This is a genomic window from Bradyrhizobium sp. UBA2491 (genome assembly GCF_002341725.1).
Classification (GTDB): domain Bacteria; phylum Pseudomonadota; class Alphaproteobacteria; order Rhizobiales; family Xanthobacteraceae; genus Bradyrhizobium.
Window position 1 is genome coordinate 751 of the sequence record NZ_DDOP01000038.1, and the last position, 3,532, is coordinate 4,282.

4 protein-coding genes are annotated in these 3,532 nt (G+C 64.7%); 2 read left to right on the plus strand and 2 right to left on the minus strand.

The window, feature by feature from the left end; all coding sequences use genetic code 11:
- Positions 1–209 precede the first annotated feature (209 nt).
- Entirely contained in the window at positions 210–578 is a 369-nt protein-coding gene (locus B2W55_RS11295) for a CsbD family protein (protein ID WP_024584366.1), read from the minus strand.
- A gap of 137 nt (positions 579–715) precedes the next feature.
- Positions 716–1,450 (minus strand): SDR family NAD(P)-dependent oxidoreductase, encoded by a 735-nt coding sequence (locus B2W55_RS11300; protein WP_024584365.1) that lies wholly within the window; start codon positions 1,448–1,450, stop codon positions 716–718.
- Positions 1,451–1,627: 177 nt separating this feature from the next.
- On the opposite strand from B2W55_RS11300, the gene B2W55_RS11305 reads away from it, so the two are divergent.
- Together B2W55_RS11305 and B2W55_RS11310 are read left to right on the plus strand one after the other, a co-directional pair.
- Positions 1,628–2,407, plus strand: a complete 780-nt coding sequence (locus tag B2W55_RS11305; RefSeq protein WP_024584364.1) for an SDR family NAD(P)-dependent oxidoreductase — start codon at positions 1,628–1,630, stop codon at positions 2,405–2,407.
- A gap of 100 nt (positions 2,408–2,507) precedes the next feature.
- A complete protein-coding gene (locus B2W55_RS11310) occupies positions 2,508–3,395 on the plus strand; it encodes a TauD/TfdA dioxygenase family protein (RefSeq protein ID WP_024584363.1) in 888 nt (295 codons plus the stop codon).
- Positions 3,396–3,532: the final 137 nt, after the last annotated feature.

Below are 3,532 nucleotides of genomic sequence, written 5' to 3' on the forward strand. Positions count from 1 at the left end.
GGATTGCTTCGTCGCGGAGCCTGTCATCGTCGCGGAGCCTGCCACTGGGCGCGCATACGCGCGACCCATTGGCTCCTCGCAATGACAGCGGGTGAGATGTCCTAGAGCCTTTCCCGTTCCGATGGTATCGGAACGGAGCTCTAGGTTCTTGTGTTGACGCGTTTTCTTCACGCGAACCGGTATCCACTTCGCTCGAAAACGCTCTAGCCTTAATAGCGCCAGCGTGACGGCGGGCGGCGCGGCTGGCGGGTCATCAACAGCGCGAGCGCAAAGCCGATGCCACCGGCGATCAGCAGCGCGCCAAGCGGATTGTCCTGCACCGACCTGGCCATCGCCTTCTGCCCGTCGCGGATCGTTTCCCCGCGGCTCTCATAGGCGTCCTTGGCATAGTTGACCGCGGTATCGGCGGCATCGCGTGCGGCATCCTTGGCCTGGCCGTAGAGATCCTGCACCGTGCCAGCGGCTTCGCGCACGCGGCCCGAGGCCTGGGTTTGCGCGTCGCCGGTGGCGTCGCCGATTGCGCCTTCGGCCTTGCCCGCGAACTCCTTGGCCGTCCCGAAAATCCGATCCTTATCCATCACGACTGCTCCCTGAAATTGTCAGGAAGCCAACCGCCGAACCCCGCGCAAGTTCCTGCGGCCAAAGCGCGATGCGCGCTTTGGCCTCATTGCATGACCTCTTCCGGAAATGGCGCTCCACGCTTCCGGATCATGCCCTAGAGGATCAGCCCGCCATCGACGACGAGGGTCTGTCCGACGATATAAGAAGCAAGCGGCGACGCCAGGAACAGCGCGGCGCCCGCCATGTCTGCCGGCGTGCCGAGCCGCTTCAGCGGAATCCGCCCGAGCGCGCCTTCGAGCCGCTTTGGATTGGCGGTGGTCGCCTTGGTCATCTTGGTGTCGACCAGGCCGGGCGCGATGCCGTTGACGCGGATGCCGTTCTCGGCCCACGCCTCGCCCAGCGTGCGCGTCAACCCGACGGCGCCGGTCTTCGAGGCGTTGTACGCCGGATTGCCCATGGTGGAATGATAGGCCGCGGTCGAGCTCACGATGATCAGCGAGCCTTGGCTGGCGCTCAGCATCGCGTGGAATTTGGTGGCGCAGGCCATCAGGCTCATCAGATTGACTTCGAGCACCTTGCGGAAGCCCTCCATCTCGAATTCCCCGCGGCGGTAAATCACCGCGCCCTGCGCCAGCACCAGCACGTCGAGCCGATCGAACGACGGCTTGAAGGCTTCGATCGCCTGCGGATTGCTGACGTCGAGCTGCGCGTAGGCGAGGCCCTCGAGATGCGAGCCTTCTGCTGCGGAGTAATCGCTCGCCTGCGCGCGGGTGCCGCAGATCGCGACGCGCGCGCCCTTGGCGCGGAAGGCCTGCGCGATGCCGTTGCCGATGCCTGAGGAGCCGCCGACCACCAATATTTGCTTGCCGCCGAAATCGAGCTCGTTCATCGCGTTCCTCTCTCGTGCTGTTTTCTTGATTGAGCATGATCCTTTGCGAAAAGCCAACGGCGGACTTGCGTTAATGCGCTACCCGCGTGCCGATGGGGGAACGCAGGTTTGACGTCTCTGCGGATCGGTGCGAGCGTTGGCGGTCTCACAACGCAAAAAAATCAATGGGAGGTCTTCGTGTCCGAATACAAGCAGCTCAGCCGTTCGGTGAAGGGCCTCACCGTTCTCGTCACGGGAGCCGCCAGCGGCATGGGCCGCGCCACCGCGCGCGTATTCGCCGACGAGGGGGCCAATGTCGCGGTCACCGATCTGACCGAAGAGGGCACGCAGGCGGTGGCGAAGGAAATTTCCGCGAGCGGCGGCGCGGCGAAGGCCTGGACGCTCGACGTCAGCGATCGCGATGCGATCACGAGAGTCGTCAACGACGTCGCTGCGCATTTCGGCGGGCTCGACATCATCGTCAACAATGCCGGCATCTCGGTGCGCGTGCCGATCGACGATCCCGGTTACGAGGACGCCTGGGCCAAGGGCATCGCTGTGATGCTGACGGCGCATCCGCGCATCATCCGCGCGGCACTGCCATACCTGCGCAAGTCGCGCTCGCCGCGCATCGTCAACATCGCCTCGACCGAGGCGCTGGGTGCAACCGGATTGCACAGTCCCTACTCCGCGGCCAAGGGCGGCGTCACCAGCCTGACCCGCTCGCTCGCGGTGGAACTGGGGCGCGAAGGCATCACGGTGAACTGCATCTGTCCGGGACCGATCCGTACCGCCATCACCGACCGCATCTCGGAGGAGCACAAGACGATCTACGCCAAGCGCCGCACCGCACTCGGCCGCTACGGCGACCCGGAAGAGGTCGCGCATATGACGCTGAGCCTGTGCCTGCCGGCGGCGTCCTTCCTGACCGGCGCGGTCATTCCGGTGGACGGCGGGTTGATGGCACGGAATGCCTGAGCTGCGCATGACGTCACAGCGTTGACAGGCGGCGCATCGGGAGTAGCCTTCGTTTCAAACGAAGCGGGACAACCGCCCGCACGAGACGGGGAGATACGCCATGACGGTTCTAATCCGGCAGCTTCACAAGCATTTCGTCGGCGAGGTCTCCGGCGTCGATCTGCGCAAGCCGCTGACGAAGCAGGAAGCGACCGACATCGAGGCCGGCATGGACAAATACGCCGTGCTCGTCTTCCACGGCCAGGACGTCACGGACGAACAGCAGATGGCGTTCGCGCTGAATTTCGGCGAGCGCGAGAGCTCGCGCGGCGGCACGGTGACGAAGAAGGAGGACTATCGCCTGTCGTCGGGGCTCAACGATGTCGGCAACCTCGGCAAGGACGGCAAGCCGCTGCCGAAGGATCACCGCACCCATCTGTTCAACCTCGGCAATTGCCTGTGGCATTCCGACAGCTCGTTCCGGCCGATCCCGGCGAAATTCTCGCTGCTGTCGGCGCGCGTGGTGAACCCGAAGGGCGGCAACACCGAATTCGCCGACATGCGCGCCGCCTATGACGCGCTCGACGACGACACCAAGGCTGACATCGAGGATATGATCTGCGAGCACTCGCTGATGTATTCGCGCGGCTCGCTCGGCTTCCTCGACTACACCGAGGAAGAGAAACAGATGTTCAAGCCGGTGCTGCAACGGCTGGTGCGCACCCATCCGGGGCACGGCCGCAAGTCGTTGTATTTGTCGTCGCATGCCGGCGCCATCAAGGGCATGAGCATGCCGGAGGCGCGGGTGCTGCTGCGCGATCTCACCGAGCACGCCACGCAGAGCGAGTTTGTCTACGTGCACAAATGGACGGTGCATGACCTCGTGATGTGGGACAACCGCCAGACCGTGCACCGCGTGCGCCGCTACGACCAGTCGCAGCCCCGCGACATGCGCCGCGCCACGGTCGCCGGCTCGCAACCGACGGTGGCGCAGGAAGCGGCGGAGTAGCGGCCACAATAACCGCTGTCGTCGCGGGCAAGCGTAAGCGCGACCCGGGACCCATAACCACAGGGTGTGGTTGTTGCGCGCGGCTGTGGCCCCAGCAAACTCTTTCACACAATGCGGTGGTTATGGGTCCCCTGAGT

Bases quoted from the DNA above. Each gene is read 5' to 3' on its own strand.
- B2W55_RS11300 (WP_024584365.1), bottom strand. From the start codon at position 1,450: ATGAACGAGCTCGATTTCGGCGGCAAGCAAATATTGGTGGTCGGCGGC.
- B2W55_RS11295 (WP_024584366.1), bottom strand. From the start codon at position 578: ATGGATAAGGATCGGATTTTCGGGACGGCCAAGGAGTTCGCGGGCAAG.
- B2W55_RS11310 (WP_024584363.1), top strand. From the start codon at position 2,508: ATGACGGTTCTAATCCGGCAGCTTCACAAGCATTTCGTCGGCGAGGTC.